General features: G+C 66.2%; 18 protein-coding genes. 11 read left to right on the top strand and 7 right to left on the bottom strand.

Translation table 11 applies throughout. From position 1 onward, the window contains the following. Positions 1-4 precede the first annotated feature (4 nt). Together C7416_RS29285 and C7416_RS06185 are read left to right on the top strand one after the other, a co-directional pair. Positions 5-871, top strand: a complete 867-nt coding sequence (locus C7416_RS29285) for a hypothetical protein (protein ID WP_258400944.1) — start codon at positions 5-7, stop codon at positions 869-871. Next, positions 868-2,658 (top strand): DNA cytosine methyltransferase, encoded by a 1,791-nt coding sequence (locus tag C7416_RS06185; protein WP_111517632.1) that lies wholly within the window; start codon positions 868-870, stop codon positions 2,656-2,658. The genes C7416_RS29285 and C7416_RS06185 overlap by 4 nt, the downstream gene beginning before the upstream one ends. Positions 2,659-2,669: 11 nt before the next feature. On the opposite strand, the gene C7416_RS28845 is transcribed toward C7416_RS06185, so the two are convergent. Beyond that, on the bottom strand, positions 2,670-3,227 hold the full coding sequence (locus C7416_RS28845) for a DUF6680 family protein (protein WP_146604248.1): 558 nt from the start codon (positions 3,225-3,227) through the stop codon (positions 2,670-2,672). Positions 3,228-3,256: 29 nt separating this feature from the next. Here C7416_RS28845 and C7416_RS06175 point away from each other — a divergent pair, with 29 nt between their 5' ends. The 5 genes from C7416_RS06175 to C7416_RS06155 all read left to right on the top strand — a co-directional run bounded on the left by C7416_RS06175 (position 3,257) and on the right by C7416_RS06155 (position 6,751). Further along, positions 3,257-3,883 (top strand): hypothetical protein, encoded by a 627-nt coding sequence (locus tag C7416_RS06175; protein WP_111517630.1) that lies wholly within the window; start codon positions 3,257-3,259, stop codon positions 3,881-3,883. Next, the gene (locus tag C7416_RS06170) at positions 3,880-4,539 is read left to right on the top strand and encodes a hypothetical protein (protein WP_220085014.1); all 660 of its coding nucleotides are present in this window, start codon (positions 3,880-3,882) and stop codon (positions 4,537-4,539) included. The genes C7416_RS06175 and C7416_RS06170 overlap by 4 nt, the downstream gene beginning before the upstream one ends. Before the next feature lie 208 nt (positions 4,540-4,747). Beyond that, a complete protein-coding gene (locus C7416_RS06165) occupies positions 4,748-5,284 on the top strand; it encodes a DUF1643 domain-containing protein (RefSeq protein WP_111517628.1) in 537 nt (178 codons plus the stop codon). 103 nt (positions 5,285-5,387) lie between these two features. Then, entirely contained in the window at positions 5,388-5,633 is a 246-nt protein-coding gene (locus C7416_RS06160) for a DUF4224 domain-containing protein (RefSeq protein ID WP_181461156.1), read from the top strand. Further along, a complete protein-coding gene (locus tag C7416_RS06155; protein ID WP_111517626.1) occupies positions 5,630-6,751 on the top strand; it encodes a tyrosine-type recombinase/integrase in 1,122 nt (373 codons plus the stop codon). The genes C7416_RS06160 and C7416_RS06155 overlap by 4 nt, the downstream gene beginning before the upstream one ends. Before the next feature lie 293 nt (positions 6,752-7,044). Here the strand turns inward: C7416_RS06155 and C7416_RS06145 are convergent, their stop codons facing one another. Then, positions 7,045-7,785, bottom strand: coding sequence for a DNA polymerase III subunit epsilon (locus C7416_RS06145; RefSeq protein WP_111517625.1), 741 nt, complete (start codon positions 7,783-7,785; stop codon positions 7,045-7,047). A 114-nt stretch (positions 7,786-7,899) separates the two neighbouring features. Next, positions 7,900-8,421, bottom strand: a complete 522-nt coding sequence (locus C7416_RS06140; RefSeq protein WP_111517624.1) for a hypothetical protein — start codon at positions 8,419-8,421, stop codon at positions 7,900-7,902. A gap of 597 nt (positions 8,422-9,018) precedes the next feature. Between C7416_RS06140 and infA the strand changes: the two genes are divergently transcribed. From infA to C7416_RS06125, 3 genes are all read left to right on the top strand, one after another. Further along, entirely contained in the window at positions 9,019-9,240 is a 222-nt protein-coding gene (infA, locus tag C7416_RS06135; RefSeq protein ID WP_008641674.1) for a translation initiation factor IF-1, read from the top strand. A 198-nt stretch (positions 9,241-9,438) separates the two neighbouring features. Next, positions 9,439-9,915 (top strand): SixA phosphatase family protein, encoded by a 477-nt coding sequence (locus tag C7416_RS06130; RefSeq protein ID WP_111517623.1) that lies wholly within the window; start codon positions 9,439-9,441, stop codon positions 9,913-9,915. Between the two features lie 158 nt (positions 9,916-10,073). After that, entirely contained in the window at positions 10,074-10,916 is an 843-nt protein-coding gene (locus C7416_RS06125; protein ID WP_111517622.1) for a GNAT family N-acetyltransferase, read from the top strand. Between the two features lie 69 nt (positions 10,917-10,985). Here C7416_RS06125 and ppx read toward each other — a convergent pair whose 3' ends face one another. Next, positions 10,986-12,518 (bottom strand): exopolyphosphatase, encoded by a 1,533-nt coding sequence (ppx, locus tag C7416_RS06120; protein WP_111517621.1) that lies wholly within the window; start codon positions 12,516-12,518, stop codon positions 10,986-10,988. 154 nt (positions 12,519-12,672) lie between these two features. Between ppx and ppk1 the strand changes: the two genes are divergently transcribed. Continuing rightward, positions 12,673-14,799, top strand: coding sequence for a polyphosphate kinase 1 (gene ppk1, locus C7416_RS06115; protein WP_111517620.1), 2,127 nt, complete (start codon positions 12,673-12,675; stop codon positions 14,797-14,799). 54 nt (positions 14,800-14,853) lie between these two features. On the opposite strand, the gene phoR is transcribed toward ppk1, so the two are convergent. The 3 genes from phoR to phoU form a co-directional block, all read right to left on the bottom strand. After that, a complete protein-coding gene (gene phoR, locus C7416_RS06110; RefSeq protein ID WP_111517619.1) occupies positions 14,854-16,233 on the bottom strand; it encodes a phosphate regulon sensor histidine kinase PhoR in 1,380 nt (459 codons plus the stop codon). A 112-nt stretch (positions 16,234-16,345) separates the two neighbouring features. After that, complete coding sequence (gene phoB / locus C7416_RS06105; protein WP_111517618.1) at positions 16,346-17,053, bottom strand: phosphate regulon transcriptional regulator PhoB; 708 nt, start codon at positions 17,051-17,053, stop codon at positions 16,346-16,348. A gap of 28 nt (positions 17,054-17,081) precedes the next feature. Continuing rightward, positions 17,082-17,786: a phosphate signaling complex protein PhoU gene (gene phoU / locus C7416_RS06100; RefSeq protein WP_111517617.1), complete on the bottom strand. Its 705-nt coding sequence runs from the start codon at positions 17,784-17,786 to the stop codon at positions 17,082-17,084. Positions 17,787-17,805 lie beyond the last annotated feature (19 nt).

Genomic DNA, 17,805 nt, shown 5'->3' with positions numbered 1-17,805 from the left:
CGGTATGGAACTGCAACGATACAAGGCGCTCAATGACGATGCGCTCAACCACCACCCAGCAATGGTGAACGACGCCAGTGGCGACTGGGTACGCTTCGCTGATGTGCAGGCGTTGCTGGCCACCACCTCGGCGCCGAGCGCATCGCCTGCCGCGCTGACGGATTCGACCGTCGCCGAAGTTTTAGTCGATTGCGAAGCCTTTGAAGCCGCAATGGTCGAGGCTGGATATAGCAGGCCAGACATTGGGCGCCATCCAGGCATGTATAGGTATCAACGAGATCAGGATCGCTTTGTCGGGTGGAGGCTTGCCCGCGCCCTACTCGCCGCCCAGCCCGCAGAGCCCTTTCAAGCGCGCGTACAGCCGTGGATGCTGGCTTGCTTCGGGGCCGAGATCGCAGGCGACAAGCAAGAGCGCAATCACCGCTTCTTGGAAGAGGCGCTGGAGCTGGTGCAGGCGTGCGGCGCCACGGCCAGCGAGGCGCACCAGCTCGTCGATTACGTCTATGGCCGCCCGGTCGGCGACAAGGGCCAGGAGGCCGGCGGCGTCATAGTCACGCTTGCGGCGCTGTGCCACGCGCAGGGCCTGGACATGCATGCGGCCGGAGAAACTGAGTTGGCCCGCATCTGGACCATGGTTGAGAAGATCCGCGCCAAGCAGGCCGCCAAGCCGAAGCACTCGCCGCTGCCTGAGCATATGTCGCCCTCTGCCGGCGCAGACGATTCGAGGGATGCGCTGATCCTGGACGCGCTGAAAGGTGCCAAGTCCCTGCTGGAAGAACTGCCGGCTCATGAAGTCGCGGGCACGCGCACGGCTGCCGCGTACATCGCCGTCTGCGCCGCCTTGCGCGCCAGCAAGGAGGGCAAGGCATGATCGTCCGCGAGTACAAGACGTTTGGCTTCTGCTGCGGCCTGGGCGGCGGCGCAAAAGGCTTCAAGAAGGCAGCGTCCCGCGTCGGCAACATGGTGGCGAAGTGGCGCTGCATCGGCGGCATCGACGTCGACCCGGCAGCCGCGCGCGACTTCCAGAAGCTGGTGGGCGTGCCCTGCACGGTCATGGACCTGTTCACCCGCCAGCAGTACACGGCCTTCCACGGCAAAGAGCCCCCGGCCGGCTGGCGCGAGGCCATGCCCGTCGACATCCGGCGCGCCGCCGGCAACGAGCGGCCCAACTGCGTGTTCATCTCGTCGCCCTGCAAGGGCGCCAGCGGCCTGCTGTCGGAAGCCCTGAGCCGCACGCCGAAGTACCAGGCCCTGAACGAGTTGACGCTGCGCTGCGTCTGGCTGATGTGCGAGGCCTGGAAGGATGACCCGGTCGAGCTGATCGTGTTCGAGAACGTGCCGCGGCTGGCCACGCGCGGCCGGCACCTGCTGGACCAGATCAACCAGATCCTGCGGCACTACGGCTATGCGGTGAACGAGACCACGCACGACTGTGGCGAGATCGGCGGCTTGGCGCAGAGCCGCAAGCGCTTCCTCCTGGTGGCGCGCCACATGGAGAAGGTGCCGGCCTTCCTGTATGAGCCCGAGCTGCGGCGCCTGCAGGGCGTCGGTACCGTGCTGGGCCGCATGCCGCAGCCTGGCGACGCCGCCGGCGGGCCGATGCACCGCGTGCCGTCGCTGCAGTGGAAGACCTGGGTGCGGCTGGCCTTCGTGGAGGCCGGCAGCGACTGGCGCAGCCTGAACCGGCTCGAGGTGGTCGACGGCCACCTGCGGGACTACCTGATCATGCCTGAGCGTCGCAACGGGGCGCTGGGCGTACTGGACTGGCACGAGCATGCCGGCGCGGTGGCTGGCGAATCGCTGCCCAGCAACGGTACCTTCTCCATCGCTGACCCGCGCGGCCCGGCCAACGCAGCGCAGTACCAGCAGTATGGCGTGCTTCGCTGGGGCGAGACCGCGGGGACCATCACCGCCGGCACGAACCCCGGCCAAGGCACGTTCAGCGTAGCCGACCCGCGCCACGCCGGCCCGGCCAAGCACAACAACGAGTTTCGCATCGTGCCGTGGCAGCAGGCCGCCGGCGCCGTCACCAGCGCCCACGGCACGGGTCAGTGCGTGCAGGATCCGCGCGCGTCGACGGGCTTCGAGGGCGCCGGCAAGTACCGCATCACCGGCTACGACGAGCCGGCCGGCACGGTCATCGCGCGCAGCGACACCGGCCAGGGGGCCTATGCGGTGGCCGACCCGCGCCCGGGCATGCGGCGCGAGCGCGGCGACCACTACCTGACGGGCGGGCACTACGGCGTGGTCGGCTGGGATCAGCCCAGCGGCGCGGTATCGGCAGCTGCTGGCCATGACAACGGCCGGTGGTCGGTGGCAGACCCACGCCTGCCGGCGGCGAACGACAAGCTGGTGGCAATCATCCGCGCGCTGGACGGCACCTGGCACCGCCCCTTCACCACGCTGGAGCTGGCCGCGATCCAGTCGCTGATCGACCCGGAGGAATACCTCGAGCTGGATGGTCTCAGCGATCAGGCCTGGCGCGAGCGGATCGGCAACGCGGTGCCACCGGACGCCGCCCAGGCTATTGCCGAGGTGATGGGCACCACCCTGCTGCTGGCGGAGACCGGTGAGACGTTCATGCTTTCGGCCACGCCGGTGTGGGTGCGGCCGGTAGCCGTGGCGCTGTCGGTGGCACAGCAAGTGAGCGGGGAATGATCCCCACCAGACTATTGGCCAGCTGCCTGTCGCTGCTGTTCCATGGGTGCAATATGAAGAGGCCGTCGACCTTGAAACACTTCTGCTGCCGCGATCAAAAGTTGGCCTTGACGTTCTTCGAGTTCGCCATGAGCGACGGGCGAGTACCAACTCTTGCGCAATTGGACCCGGTCAAACTCATACCCGAGATCCGCGGCCATCGTGGTGAGAAGGTTTACAAAAAGCTCGTCGCGTCGCGCGAGTATGGCCTGGGCATTAGGTCCTTCGAAATCGTGCCGGTCGCTCAGATGGTCGAGGTATTCCTTCCAAGCTGCCAATACAGCTCGCTCTGCCTTGGACCGCCAGTTCTTGCCAAACCGCACGGGGCCGTAGAACGACAGATCAATCATGTTGAGCGCTCGCACATGGTCAGGGGACAGCCTCGAGCCCCTGGTCGCCATAAGCGAATGAAAGATATGCAGTTTGCGTCCACGCGCTTCGCGAGATCTCTCCACCCATTTTTGAGCTTGGACGGCAAGTATCGGGCCTGTCAGCGTGGCTCCTATGATTAGCCAGTCATTGAGCGTCATATCCCCTCCCTTTTTGGAGGAATCGTAGCATGACCAAAGAACGCCCCATCCTCTTCTCTGGCGCCATGGTGCGCGCCATCCAAGACGGCCGAAAGACCCAGACCCGGCGTGTGGCCACCGAATTCGACGGCATGGACGTCGACAATGTGCTGTCCAGGTTCCCGAACCAGCGCGGCTGCCCCTATGGGGAACCAGGCAACCTCCTATATGTACGGGAGGCATGGCGGTCTACGAAGGAACTGGACCCATACAGCGGCGGACGGATTGCGGAGATGTGCCTGGACGCTGGGTACATGAAGCCGTGGACACCGATCCAGTACGAGGCGGACAGCCAGCGGCGGAACTGGCAACACACCAGCACCCCGCCACACAGCGGTCCGCCAGAACCCGGCCGCTACCGACACGCGCGCTTCATGCCCCGCTGGGCGAGCCGCATCACGCTCGAGATCGTCAGCACGCGCGTCGAACGGCTGAACGACTGCAGCGCGGCCGATGCTGAGGCGGAAGGCGCGGAGCCCATTCTGGTTCCGCCTGACGGTGGGTCGTGGCCGCACTACGAGGGCTTCCGCACGCTGTGGGACAGCATCAATGGCGCCGGCGCATGGGAGAGGAATCCATGGGTGTGGGTGGTCGAATTCAGGAGGACCGAAGCATGACGAACTACCCCCTTGCCTGGCCTGCCGGCTGGCCGCGCAAGAACGACAGCCAGCGCGCCGACGCGCGCTTCGGCCGCCAGGATACGCGCACGGTCAACTACACCAACGGCACCAGCACGTCGTGGAGGACGAAGAAGGCGCTGACCGTGTCCGACGGCGTGACCCGCGTGCTGGATGAGCTGGCCCGCCTCGGCGCGCGCCCCGGCTTTACGGTCATCAGCACGAACGTGGCCGTCCGCTTGGATGGGCTGCCCCGCTCCGGCCAGCGCGAGCCATCCGACCCTGGCGCCGCGGTGTACTGGCAGGACCGCGCCGGCGCGCCGCGCGTGATGGCCATCGACCAGTACCGAAGCGTCGCCGACAACTTGGCCGCCATCGCGGCTACGCTGGAAGCGATGCGCGCGATCGAGCGCCACGGCGGCGCCCAGATCCTGGAACGGGCCTTCACCGGGTTCACCGCCCTGCCGTCGCCGGCGGCCGCGCGCGCCTGGCGCGAGGTCATTGGCGTGCCGGCTGGCGAGCGGGATTTGGACGCCGTCCGGGCAGCTTTCCGCCGGCGGGCGCAGGCGGCACATCCGGATCGCCCAGGCGGCTCGCACAATGAAATGGCCGAGCTCACGGCGGCGATGCGGCAGGCTGAACAGGATCTGGTATGAAGCAAACCTTGTATCCAGACAATGGTGGCATCGCGACCCCACGGGTCAAGCGCGCTTCGTGCCGCGCAGTGTGCGGATGGCCCCAAAACCGCGCTGTTCATCTTCCGGGCCTCGACCAGCCAGCCGACGCACCAGCCTGGGATCACGAGTTCGTAGATCCCGCCACGCGCGCCGGCAAAGCTAAACGACACAACGGAGGGAGCCTCGCATGAAACGCCTCATCGAAACCACTCTGGACGGCGAGGCCGGCTGCGTACTCTCCGACTGCGAGCAGTACCGTTACCGCCTCTGGCGCGAATGGGACCGCAGCCGGCCTGCGCTCGGCTTCATCATGCTGAACCCGTCGACCGCCGACCACCAGGTCAACGATCCGACCATCACCCGATGCCTGCAGCGGGCACTGGCCGGGGGAAAATTTGGCGGACTGCAGGTGGTCAACCTGTTCCCCCTGCGGTCGACGGACCCGGACGGCTTGCTGACGCATCCGGCACCGCTGGGCGAACGCCCCGATCGCAACGAGGGCGCGATCATGGACGCCCTCGACCGCTGCTCGATGGCGATCTGCGCGTGGGGCGCGCACAAGGCGGCGCCGGCGCGCGCGGCGGAGGTAATGCGGATCGTCCGGATGTGCGGGCGCGCGAATCTCCTCTACCACCTGGGTCTGAACAAGGACGGGAGTCCGAAGCATCCGCTCTACATCGCGGCATCGACGCACCCAGCGCCGTTCACAGGCCAACACCTGTGAATCGGATTTACAAGGTTTAACCTGTTAAATGCAGCAGCAAGCACAACGAATTATCGAAACAACCCGCAGAAACTGGGGGACGCCAACAATGAAAACCGGATGGATGAGCGACGAAGACCTGCAGGAACTGACCGGCAAGAAGCGCTGGTCGGCGCAGGCGCGATGGCTCGAAGCTGCGTTCAGGATTGAACCGCTGCGCCGCGGCGATGGCCGGGTGATGATGACCTGGGAGACCTACCGCGCCCTCGAGGCGAAGAAGGCCGGAGTTGGTAGCGGAGAGGTCGTGCCGCTCACGCCGACGGCGCGCCCGGCGCTTCGCAAGGTCACCTTCACGGGACGCGCGGCATGAACGCACGCCGGCGGCAGACGAACCTTGGCATGCCGAACCGCGTGTACCAGCGCGGTGCCAGTTTCTACTGGGTGCGGCCGAGCGACCAGAAATGGATCCGGCTGTGCCGCGTGGACGAGGGCCAGCGCAAGATGCTCGCCCGGTTGGCCGTGGAGATCGGTGACTTCGAGGCCCACGCCGGCACGGGCGACATGGCACCGCTGATCGCGGAATACGTGCGCCTGCACAAGGACCAGCACAAGGAAAAGGCGTGGCCCGCGTACGGCAAGTACGCCGGCGAGGCGTTCAAGGACGTCAGCCTGGCCACCGTGGCCCCGGCTGATGTGGCCGACTTCCTGCGGGACAACTGGACGGGCAAGCTGCATATGCAGCGCGTGATGCGCTCGTTCATGTCCGGCTTCTTCGAATGGTGCATTGGCAAGCGGCTGATTGCCGCAAACCCGTGCCGCGAGGTCAAGCTGAAGAAGCCGAAAGCGCGCGACGTCTACATTCCGGACGCCCACTTCCTGGCTATACGCGGCAAGCTGCTCACGTACGTGCGGAAGCGCAAGGACGGCCAGGAGATTGTCACTAAGGTGCCGGCCGGCGACATGATGCAGTGCTTCGTTGACCTGTGCTACCTGACGGCCCAGCGCTCCACCGAGATCCGCCTGCTCCGCTGGAAGCCGGATCCGGGCGCGACTGGCGGCGCGTCATGGGTCGACTGGGACGCCAAGGTGATCCACTTCGTGCCGACGAAAACTGAGGACAGCACGGCTGAAGCCGTGGACTGGCCGATCACGCCAGAAATCAAGACGGTGCTGACGCGCGCCCAGGCCACCGGCAAGGTGAAGAGCAGCCAGTATGTCATCCATTCGATCGACGGTCGGCCGTACGCCGCCAATGCCCTACTCACGGCCTGGAAGCGTGCGGCCGTCCGGGCCGAGCTGGCCGACGCTGGCTACACGGTGAAGGACATCCGCGCCAAGGCGCTGACCGATGCCGAGCGTGCCGGATACAGCATCGAGCAGCTGCAGGTGGCCGCCGCGCACGCTGATTCGAAGACGACTGAGATCTACGTGAAGTCGCGTTCTGTACCGGTCAGCGAAGTGCGCCTGAAACTGCCGAAGGCGGGGTAAGCTGGCTTCCAATATCCCGCTCAACGCTTCCCGCAAACCCGCATGCTGTCGTAGGTCAGGGCAGTGAAAAATATTAGAAGCCGGAAGGTGCTTTTCCGTTATTTGGCGCGGCCTGCGAGGCGATTCGGATTCTGCTTTGGGATCAGAGGGTCGTAGGTTCGAATCCTATCGCTCCGACCAGAAATACCCAATGGAAACAACGGCCTGGATCGGAAGATCCGGGCCGTTTTTCTTTTCGGGCCCGCCAGCACAAAGGCAGGCAAAGGCAGCCATGCGGCGCCTGCAACGCCCTGTCACCACGGGAACAAGTCCGGCCAGATTACCGCGCCGGCGCATAGCATCAGTATCACGGCCGCCATCACCAGCCCCCGCCCGGGCCCATGCTGGCTGGCTTCGACTTGCGGCATCCAGGAAGACGGGGCCTCCGGAGGCGGCGCCAGGGGCGGCGGAGCGGGCGCGCTGCCGGCATGCGGGGCGGCGCTCATCGCGAAATCGGCTTCGGCCAGCAGGAAGCCCATCGGCGTCGCCTGCTGGGTAGCGCCGATCGGCCGGAACAGCAGCTTGGACAGGGCCAGGCAGTCATCCAAAGCCACCTGCGGCCTGGGGCGGAAGATATGCAGGTGCTCGCACAGCGTATCGAGCTTGTGGTTGGCGGCGTGGAAATACTGGGACCAGCGCACCTGCCGCACCGAGCAGCGCCAGCGCTTGTGCTGGATGCCGGGCAGCACTTTCTCCAGCATCCGGGCGTTGAAGGCGGCGCCGTGGGCCACCAGCACCTCGGCCTCGTCGACGATGGCGCGGATGGCGCCAAGGTCGAAGCGGCGCCCGCGCAGCATGTCGGCGGTCAGGCCGTGGGTATCGGTGGCCGCCGCGCTGATCGGCACGGTCGGCTCCTGCGAACCGTAGTACTCCGCCACTTCGCGCAGCAGGCCGCCGGCGCGCGGCGACACCTCGACCAGCAGCAAGCCGATGCTGACGGGCTCATCGGCTGGCGTGAGCCCGGTGGTTTCGGTACTGACGATTGCGACCCGCATGGGCACTCCGGTGTGACTGTGCGCGGACCTGCCAGGCGCCAGCCGCTATGGTCGTTTGCCTCTAGCGTAGTGCGAGCGCGTTAATCGTCATATCAACCAGATGGGCTAAACGGTTCAGGCGGGGGGCTGCGCCTGCGCCCCGTCGCGCCGGCGCTCCAGGTTGCAGTACACATCGGCCGCGACCAGCCCGAACAGCGCATGCGCGAACAGGCTTTCCCAGCCGCGCGCTTCGTCGAACCAGTTCATGTAGCGCCCCAGCACATAGAAGTTGACCAGGTAGACCACCACGCCGAATACGATCCCGACCACCGAGGCCAGCCCCAGGCTGGTGTCGAGCCGGAACGACGACAGGATCAGCGCCAGCGCCGCCGCCAGGATGATCGACAAGGCGAAATGCACCGTGCCCGCGGCCAGCACGATGGTCCAGTTGAAGGCATCGGCCGACAGCGCCTCACGGCCCAGGATGATGGCGGCGACCATCTTCACGGTGCCCCAGGCGCCCTGGTACAGCAGAAAGCGCGCGGTCAGCAACTCCAGCACCATGTAGACCGCGCCCGCAATCAGCCCCGCCAGCACCGCTGCGCGCCAGTCGGGGCGGCAGCGGACATAGCGGTGCGATTCCAGATGGAGTTCCATGGCAGTCTCCTTGCGAGATCCGGCCCGGCACGGCCGTACGCGTTAGTTCTAGCTCATATGGCTCAAATACCAAGCGGACCGCGAGCCGGTTTGCGCCGTTATCGCCATTTTGTTGCGCCGCACCCCGGCCGGTGCAACCGACTCACCGGCAATGCTGCATCCGCGTACGTGATACAATGTCGCAGTAGCCCCCGGGGTGTCCGAGCATCCCTGTAACCGGGCGTTCTCACCAGCGCGCTCTCGCTAATGAACAGCAGCGAGCGAACAGCAGCCGCCGGCGCGGGCCATCCGCGACGACACCGAACTGGCGAACCACCGGGTACACCTGCCCGCCTGCTCCGCGAAGCACACGGCCTCTCCGGCTGTCAGCGACCAGGTTTTCGCCCAAGCAATCCGCGCCCGCAGGGCGACATCGCCGACGCCGCCGATTGATCCGGTCATGCAGGCGCCAGCCGCCGCAGCATGCGCGCTCCCTGCCCCGACCGCCTCACGTATCGGCGCAAGGTGCCGCGGTTGGGCGACGTTGCGGGCGAACCGAACAGATTTTTTGAAAACGTAACCATGCAGCCTTCGCGGGCTGCCGAAAAGGAAGACAGATTGGCTAAGGAAGAACTCATTGAATTTGGCGGCGTGGTGTCGGAAGCCCTGCCTGACAACCGCTATCGTGTCACGCTGGAAAACGGCGTTGAAATCTGGGCATACGCTTCGGGCAAGATGCAGAAGCACCGCATCCGCATCCTGGCCGGCGACCGCGTGACCCTGGAAATGTCGCCCTACGACCTGACCAAGGGGCGCATCAACTTCCGCCACAAGTCCTGAGTTTCCCGACGGCGCCGATGGCAACGCATTGCCCTCGGCGCCGCCGCTGTATTGCGCCGACGCGCTGTCACGCCACTGACACCGCGCCCGGAGACACTTGCGGGCTGCCCTGACCGGCAGCCCGCTTTTGTTTGCGCCGCGCTTGCGCCGGTCGGGCCGCTTCACCATACTCGAAGCAAGCTCATTGCCCCGTCCGACATGAACCTGATCCTGTGGCGCCATGCCGAAGCCGAAGACCTCCCCGACGCCCTCAGCCTTAGCCGCCACGCCGATCTGCAGCGCCCGCTGACACGCCGTGGCCGCAAGCAGGCCGAGGCCTCGGCCAAATGGCTGCGCGCCCACCTGCCAGCCGATACCCGGGTCCTGTGCAGCCCCGCCGTGCGCGCCCGCGAAACCGCGGCGGCGCTGACCGGCGACGCGCAAATCCTGGATGCCCTGGCCCCCGGTGCCGACGTCAGCGCCGTGCTGGCCGCGGTCGAATGGCCGGAGCGCACCGAGCACGTGGTGGTGGTCGGCCATCAGCCCTGGATCGGCCGCGTCGCCAGCCTGCTGCTGGCGGGCACCGAAATGGACTGGAGCGTGCGCAAGGGCGGCGTCTGGTGGCTGACCGGCCGTACCCGCGAAAGCGAAGCCCAGACCGTGCTGCGCGCGGTCATCAACCCCGAATTCCTCTAGGTCCGGTAGGCGTGCGGTACCGCCCAGGGTGCCCCTAAAGGCTTCCCCGGACAGACCCGGCTGTCGAAGTCACGCAACCGTCATCGCCGGGTCATGGCATTGTCACCGGCCCTCACTACATTGCATCGCAACAGTTTCGTCACCAAAAGGACATACTGATGCGAGATCTGCCGACGCCTACCCAGCCGCTCTTCGACTCCCTGCCCAATGGCCTCGGCGGCCAGACGGCGCGGAGGCGTCTTCATCGCCCATCGGATACACCGGCACATGAGTCGCCTGTTCTCAGCGTGGCGTGGGCGCGCCACCAGGACGAAGTAGTCGAGGCCCAGCGCCTGCGCTACAAGGTCTTTGCCGAGGAAATGGGCGCGCGCCTGACCTCTTCGGTGCCCGAACTGGACATCGACATGTTCGATGCCTATTGCGACCACCTGATCGTGCGCGACCTGGCCACGCTGCGCGTGGTCGGCACCTACCGCGTGCTGCCGCCGCACCAGGCCAAGCGCCTGGGCTGCCTGTACGCCGAATCGGAATTCGACCTGGTGCGCCTGTCACACCTGCGCCCCAAGATGCTGGAACTGGGCCGCTCGTGCGTGCACCGCGACTACCGCTCCGGCAGCGTCATCATGGCGCTGTGGGGAGGGCTGGGCGAGTACCTGCAGCGCTGGGGCATCGAGTCGATGCTGGGCTGCGCCAGCGTGCCGATGAGCGACGGCGGCCACTACGCGGCCAGCCTGCACCGGCTGTTCACCGAGCGCTCGCTGGCGCCGATCGAGTACCACGCCTTCCCGCGCCTGCCGCTGCCGGTGGAAGACCTGAACCAGCAGCTGGCGGTCGAGCCGCCGGCGCTGATCAAGGGCTACCTGCGCCTGGGCGCGAAGATCTGCGGCCAGCCCGCGTGGGACCCGGACTTCAACGTGGCGGACTTCCTTACGCTGCTGCGCGTGAACGACATGAATCCGCGCTACGCCCGCCACTTCCTGGGCCTGAACAACGCCGCCTGAGCGGCGCGCACACCAGCAAGCCTTTCCGTCCGGGCCGCCGCATGGGCGGCCGGTCGACCCCCTGCCCTGTCAGTCGTAGACCACCTTGTAGCGCTTGCCGATGCGCTGCCATTCGTCGGCTTCCTGCGCCAGGCTGTATTCGATCAGCGGATTGGCGTCGATCCAAGCCTTCGGCAGGCGCACGGTGAAGCCTTCGTCCAGCGCTTCGGCCAGCTGCGTGACGCGGATGTCCGGCAGCGCCACGTCCGAGCGGCGCCGGCACAGCACAAAGGCCAGGCGCAGGCTGAACAGCATGCGCCAGTCGACGAACTTGCCGCTACCCGACAGCTTGCCCAGCTTGCCTGCATGGCCCAGCAGCAGCGTCGCCAGCCGCGCCTGGTCGGTCTTGGAAAAGCCCGGCATGTCGGCATGCGTGGCGATATAGGCCGAATGCTTGTGGTAGCCGCTATGCGAGATCGACATGCCGATCTCATGCAGGCTGGCGGCCCAGCCCAGCAGCGCGAGGTTGTCCTCGCGCCGTTCGTTGGCCGGGTCCGGAAACTGTGACAGCAGTGTCTGCGCGGTGCGCCGCACGCGGCTGGCCTGCGCGCGGTCGACACCATAGCGGCGCATGAACTGGTCCACCGTGACCGTGCGCATGTCCTCATGGTGGCTGCGTCCGAGCAGGTCGTACAGCACGCCCAGACGCAGCGCGCCGTCGGTCACGTCCATGCGCTCGATATCGAGTTCGGCGAACACGCCGAGCATGATCGACAAGCCCCCCGGCAGCACCGGAATGCGGTCCGGCTTGAGCCCCGTCAGCTTGACGCGATTGGTGTTCTCCGCCTTGATCAGCGCGCGCTTGAGCCGTTCCAGCCCTTCACGCGTGATGCCGTGCTCGGCATTGCTGTCGTTCATGCCGTTGAGTTCGATCAACTCGGCCAGCGCGCGCGCGGTACCGGACGATCCCACTGCCTGCTCCCAGCCCGCGGCGCGGTACTGGCGCACCAGCACCTGGATCTCGCGGCGCGCAGCCAGCTCGGCCTGCTTCATCGCGTAGTCGTCGACATTGCCGCTGGGGAAGAACTGGCGGCTGTGCGACACGCAGCCGATATACAGGCTTTCCATCAGCTTGGACTGGTAGCCGTTGCCGATGATGAATTCGGTCGAGCCGCCGCCGATATCGACCACCAGGCGGTTGCCCTGGCAGGCCGGCGCATCGTGCGAGGCGCCCAGGTAGATCAGCCGCGCCTCCTCGCGCCCGGCGATCACTTCGATCGGGAAGCCCAGCGCTCCCTCGGCCTCGATCAGGAACTCCGACGCGTTCTTTGCGACCCGCAGCGTATTGGTGGCAACCGCGCGCACCTGGCCCGGTGCGAACTCGCGCAGGCGGTCGCCGAAGCGCCGCAGCGCATCGATGCCTCGCCGCCGCGCAGGCTGGTCCAGGTATTTGTCAGGGGTGAGCCCGGCTGCCAGTCGCACCGGCTCGCGCAGTGCGTCGACCTGGAAGATCTGGCTGGCGGGGCCATTGGACGTCGGGGTTTCGTCCACCCGCCCGATCATCAGGCGGAAGCTGTTCGAGCCCATGTCGACGGCGGCCAGCAGGCGTGGAGTGTTGTTCATCGTGTGCTTGGAGGGCAGGTTCGCATTGGCGTTGCGAAGCGCGGCAGAGACACGCTGGTGCCTGGGCCCGCCGCGATTCGCGCCCGGAGAAAATATGTCGTGGTCATGTCCGCATCATGACAAAATCAAACTGTCATGAAAGTGACACGATTCTATGAAAAAGTCGCCACATTACCAAAAGAAGGTCATGACCATGTCGACGACTCCGTCCAGTACGCTGCTCAATCGCGAACTGGGCATCCTGGAATTCAATGCCCGCGTGCTGGCGCAAGCCGCGGACCCGAAAGTCCCGCTGCTGGAACGGCTCAAGTTCATCTGCATCGTGTCCAGCAACCTGGACGAGTTCTTTGAAATCCGCATGGCGGGCCTGAAGGAACAGATGCGCGACAATGCGTCGGGCCTGACGCCGGATGGTCTTTCGTTCCAGCAGACCTACCAGCTTGTCACCGAGCGCACGCAACGGCTTGTGGCCTCGCAGTATGACATGCTGCAGAACACCATTTTTCCACTACTTGAAAAAGAAGGGGTCTTTTTCCACCTGACCACGACCTGGACCGAGGCCCAGCGCGAATGGGCGCGCGAGTTCTTCCAGCGCGAACTGGCGCCGGTGCTGACCCCGATCGCGTTGGACCCGGCCCACCCCTTCCCGCGCGTGCTCAACAAGAGCCTGAACTTCGTGGTGGAACTGTCCGGCAAGGACGCCTTCGGGCGCGACGCTGATCTCGCCATCGTGCAGGCGCCGCGCGCGCTCCCGCGCGTGGTCAAGATGCCGGAGAAGCTGTCGGGCTATCCGTACGGCTTCGTCATGCTGTCGTCGTTCATGCAGGGCTTCGTGCACGAGCTGTTCCCCGCCATCGCCGTGCATGGCTGCTATCAGTTCCGCGTCACGCGCAACTCGGACCTGTTCGTCTCGGAAGACGACATCACCGACCTGCGCGAAGCGCTGCAGGGAGAACTGCCCGCGCGCCATTTCGGCGACACGGTGCGGCTGGAAATCTCGTCGGATACGCCGGCGCCGCTGGCGCGCCGGCTGCTGCTGGAATCGGGGCTGGCCGAACAGGACCTGTACCGCGTCTCCGGCCCGGTGAACCTGGTGCGGCTGATGCAGATCCCCGACATGGTCGACCGGCCCGGGCTCAAGTTCCCGCCGTATGTTCCCGCCCCGGTCAAGGCCTTTTCCGGCGGCGCGTCGATGTTCGACGTGATGCGCCAGCAGGACGTACTGCTGCACCATCCGTACGAGAGCTTCAGCTCGGTGCTCGACCTGCTGCAGCTGGCCGCGGCCGATCCCAACGTGGTCGCGATCAAGCAGACCGTCTACCGCACCGGCAACGAATCGCTGGTGATGGAAGCGCTGATGACGGCCGCACGCAACGGTAAGGAAGTGACGGTGGTGGTGGAGCTGCTGGCCCGCTTCGACGAGGAAACCAACATCAACTGGGCCGAGCGGCTCGAGTCCGCCGGCGCGCACGTCATCTACGGCGTGGTCGGCCACAAGTGCCACGCCAAGATGCTGCTGATCGTGCGGCGCGAGCCCACCGGGCCCAAGGCCAAGCAGGTCAAGCTGCGCCGCTACGCCCACCTGGGCACCGGCAACTACCATCCGCGCACGGCCCGGCTCTATACCGACTTCGGGCTGCTGACCGCCGACGAGGCCATCTGCGAAGACGTGCACCATGTGTTCCAGCTGCTGACCGGCACCGCCGGCACGATCCGGCTGAACCACCTGTGGCAGTCGCCGTTCACCATGCAGAGCAACCTGGTCGACCATATCCGCGCCGAGGCCCGCAACGCGCGCGCGGGCAAGCCGGCACGCATCATCGCCAAGATGAACGCGCTGCTGGAACCGTCGATCATCGACGAGTTGTACAAGGCCTCGCGCGCCGGCGTGAAGATCGACCTGATCGTGCGCGGCGTGTGCGCGCTGATGCCGGGCGTGCCGGGCATGTCAGAAAACATCTCGGTGCGATCGATCATCGGGCGCTTCCTCGAACACCACCGCGTCTATTACTTCCACGCCGCCGGCGAAGAGGTGCTCTACCTGTCCAGCGCCGACTGGATGGACCGCAACCTGTTCCGCCGCGTGGAAGTCGCGTTCCCGGTGCTGGACAAGGCGCTGAAGGCGCGCGTCATCAAGGAGAGCCTGCAGGTCCATCTGCGCGACAATGCCTCCGCGTGGATCATGCAGTCGGACGGCAATTACGTGCGCAGCCAGACGCGTTCCAAGCATCCACATGTCAGCCAGAACGATATGCTGGTGATGTTTGGCGGCACGCCCTGAGCGGCGCCGCGCAGGCAAAGAAAAACCCCGCCGCGGCGGGGTTCTTCTTGTGCATCAGGCTGCGCGCCGGGCATTGTCCGGCGCCTGCGGGGTTACCGTCGGCCCCGCGCCCGGCACCGGGCTGTCCGCGCTTGTGGCGGCACGCAGGCTGCGCTCGAGCGGGAACACCACGCGGAACACGCTGCCCCGGCCCTCTTCGCTGGTGACGCGCAATTCGGCATGGTGGCGCGACAGCACGTGCTTGACGATGGCCAGGCCCAGCCCGGTGCCGCCGGTGTCGCGCGAGCGGCTGCGGTCGACGCGGTAGAAGCGCTCGGTCAGCCGGGGAATATGCTCGGCCGCGATGCCCAGGCCGGTATCGGCCACCGAGAACACCGCATGGCCGTCTTCCCAGGCCAGCCGCATGGTGATGCGCCCGCCTTCCGGCGTGTAACGCACCGCGTTCGACACCAGGTTGCCCAGCGCCGACATCAGCTCGGTCTCCGCGCCGCGCATGCCCACCGTGGGGTCGATCTCGGCCGCCACCTGGTGGCGGCCCTGCGACAGCGCCTCGGCATCATGCATCAGGTGCGCCACCATCGCGCGGATCGGCACCACCTCATGCCCGGGCGGCTGCGCATCGCTTTCGAGCTTGGCCAGCGCCAGCAGGTCTTCGACGATGCTCTGCATGCGCACCGACTGCGCCAGCATCATGTCGATGTAGCGGCGCCGGTCCTCTTCCGACACCGGCAGGTCGCGCACGGTCTCGAGGAAGCCGGTCATCACGGTCAGCGGGGTCTTCAGCTCGTGCGAGACATTGGCGACGAAATCGCGCCGCATTGCCTCGGTATTTTCCAGCTTGGTGATGTCCTGCGTGATCACCAGCTTGCGGTTGTCGCCATACGGCAGGATCTGCACCGCGATCGCGCTGTGCTTGTGCTCGCCCATGTCGCGCATCACCAGCGGGTCGTCGAACTGCTGGCGCGTCAGGTAGTGGACGAATTCGGGCCGACGGATCAGGTGGGTAATGCGCTGGCGCACGTCGCGCCGCGCGTTCAGGCCGAAATGCTGCTCGGCGACGTCGTTGCACCACTCGATCTGGTCGGCGTCATCGAGCATCAGCACGCCGTTGGGCGATGCCTGGATGGCCTGGATAAAGCGGGTGTGCTGCTGTTCCACCTGCAGCACCTGGGTGCGCCAGCGCTTGACCAGCCGGTGCAGGCGGTAATACACCTCGCCCCACAGGCCGAGCGCGCTCGGGATCTCGCCGTAGACGGGCGCGTCCAGCACCCTCCACAGCCGGTTGATCTGGTACAGGTAGTAGAACAGCAGCCCGAGCAATGAAACGCAGGCCAGCGCCAGCGCCGGCACCGGGCCGGCGACCAGGTAGACGCCGGCGGACAGCACCAGCAGGCTGATCAGGATGGCCGCGGAACGGGCCCAGATGACATTCATGCGCAGGGTTCAGGCTCGCAGCCAGCCACGGAAACTGCTGCCTGCAGGGTTGCGACGGAGTGTGCCACGATTTCGCCGCGCCCTGCCAGCGGCTCGAGACCCGTGCGGCGGTTCAGGCGCCAGGGGTGCGCGCCAGCCGGTAGCCGCTGCCGCGCACGGTTTCGATCATGTTGCTGTAGCCGCCCGGCGTCAGCGCGGCGCGCAGGCGCTTGATATGGACGTCGACGGTGCGCTCCTCGACGAAGACGTGGTCGCCCCAGACCTGGTCGAGCAGTTGCGAGCGGCTGTGCACGCGCTCCGGATGCGTCATCAGGAAGTGCAGCAGGCGGAACTCGGTGGGGCCCAGGTCCAGCTTGATCGGGCCGCTCTCGTCCTGGCCGGTCACGCGGTGCGTGGCCGGGTCGAGCTGCAGGCCATTGATCGCCACCACGTCGTCGGTTAGCTGCGGCGCGCGGCGGCGCAGCACGGCCTTGATCCGCGCCAGCAGCTCCTTGGGCGAGAACGGCTTGGTGACGTAGTCGTCGGCACCGGCTTCCAGCCCCATCACCTTGTCCTGCTCCTCGCCGCGCGCGGTCAGCATGATGATGGGGATCTGGCGGGTGCGGTCGTTGGCGCGCAACTCCTTGGCGAAGTTCGCGCCTGACTTGCCCGGGAGCATCCAGTCGAGCAGCACCAGGTCGGGCAGCACATCGCTCATCAGCGACAGCGCCTGCTCGGCGTTATAGGCCCGGATCGGATAATGCCCCGCGTGCTGCAGGTTCACGGCGATCAGTTCGGCGATCGCCGGTTCGTCTTCGACAACGAGAATACTGCTTGGCATGTGTATGGTTCTCCGTGGGCGGCTGTATTCAGCTCAGCGCTTCGCGCTCCATGTCCTCGCGCGAGACATGGCGGACGTCCGTCCCCTTGACAATGTAAATGATAAATTCCGCGATGTTCTTGGCGTGATCGCCGATGCGCTCGACAGCCTTGGCGATGAACAGGAAATCCAGCGCGACCGAGATCGTGCGCGGGTCTTCCATCATGTACGTGATCAGCTTGCGCACGAAGCCGCGGAATTCCTCGTCGATGGCCTTGTCATCCTTGACGATGCGCGCCGCCGCGACCGTGTCCAGGCGCGCGAAGGCGTCGAGCGCCTGGCGCAGCAGCGCGATCGCCATCTCGCCCGAGAGCTTGACCTCGGCGTAGTTGATGCTGTGCGCCGACGCATCTTCCATGATGTGCTTGGTGCGCTTGGCGATCTTCTCGGCCTCGTCGCCGGCGCGCTCCAGATTGGTGATGGTCTTGGAGATGGCCATCACCAGGCGCAGGTCGCGCGCCGTCGGCTGGCGCCGCGCGATGATGTTGCCGCAATCGGCGTCGATCTCGACTTCCAGCGCATTGAGCTGGATCTCCCGGGCGATCACCTGGTCGGCGATGTCGGCGTCGAAGTCGGTCAGCGCACGCATGGCGAGTTCGATCTGCGACTCCACCAGCCCGCCCATCTGCAGCAGCTTGGTGTTGATGGCGTTGAGGTCTGCGTCGAACTGGGTCGACAGGTGCTTGTCAGTCATCGGATTCTCCTGGGCGCTT

Origin of the sequence: Cupriavidus phytorum (assembly GCF_003254285.1) — a bacterium.
GTDB lineage: Bacteria > Pseudomonadota > Gammaproteobacteria > Burkholderiales > Burkholderiaceae > Cupriavidus > Cupriavidus phytorum.
This window is presented reverse-complemented; position numbering and strand designations above follow the sequence as displayed.